Below are 869 nucleotides of genomic sequence, written 5' to 3'. Positions count from 1 at the left end.
AAACTCAACTTCGCTTCATATTTTATGAATTCGACACCCTTCCGCGAGGTCGATGCAATATCTGTGCAGTTTGCGTAATCGCTTTCACATACACCAACGACCTTTACTTCCATTCTGATCATGCAACTTAGACAGATCAGCCGACGTGACAAGCGTCGACAGAAGGGGGTATTATGCAATTGAATAAAAAACTTTTGGCAATCATCGGGAAACGCTTTCCCGCCATCTACGACGTCATCCCGCGCGGACCACAGGGAGGGCTTGCTCGTGTCGCACTCAATCCGCAGCCGCTTCCGCCGCATGAACTGGGCGCCGCGGTCGCCGAGGAATTTGTCCGCTGCGCATGGGTGGCCGAGCGAGGTGGGCTCGATATGAAGGCGCTGTTGAGCGACCTCGACGACTGGTGCCCAACCCGACCGAAGATCCCGAAGCTTCCTCCGTGGTGGGGACCGTTTCCGGAGCCGGAGCCGCGCCCTGAGTGGTTCGTCGACTATCATTTGGGTTTTGCCGCAAAGCTGTCGGCGGTCCAAACGGGCACGCGCCTCGACAAGACACTCGACCAGGTGATCGACCGGTCTCTGACAGCGATCGAGTCGGTGAAACTCTGACGAGACGCTGCTAGAGGCAGAGAGCAACAAAGTGAAAAAGGGCGCCGCGGGGCGCCCTTTCATTGGAGATGTCATCTCTTTCGTGCGGGGATCAGACCGCCGAACCGTAGAGGTCATAAGCGTCCGCGCGATCGATCTTGACCGTGACGATGTCGCCGGCACGCAACGGCCGCCGCGACTGGATGTGCACCGAGCCGTCGATCTCCGGCGCGTCGTATTTGGTGCGGCCCTTGCCGGATGTGCCATGCGCCTCGTCGATCA

Annotated in this window: 1 protein-coding gene and 1 pseudogene; one reads left to right on the top strand and one right to left on the bottom strand. The window is 58.5% G+C overall.

Annotated features, from left to right (window positions below):
• The first annotated feature begins 173 nt into the window (after positions 1–173).
• Entirely contained in the window at positions 174–608 is a 435-nt protein-coding gene (locus EOD07_RS36015; RefSeq protein WP_127238484.1) for a hypothetical protein, read from the top strand.
• A 91-nt stretch (positions 609–699) separates the two neighbouring features.
• Here EOD07_RS36015 and EOD07_RS36010 read toward each other — a convergent pair.
• Positions 700–869, bottom strand: a pseudogene (locus tag EOD07_RS36010) (30S ribosomal protein S12 methylthiotransferase RimO); the annotation flags it as partial.

Source organism: Mesorhizobium sp. M2C.T.Ca.TU.002.02.1.1 (assembly GCF_003997225.1).
The sequence above is the reverse complement of the archived record's forward strand: the minus strand, read 5'-3'. Positions and strand labels throughout refer to the sequence as shown.

Coding starts and splice junctions, on each gene's coding strand:
- EOD07_RS36015 (WP_127238484.1), top strand. CDS start 174: ATGCAATTGAATAAAAAACTTTTGGCAATCATCGGGAAACGCTTTCCC.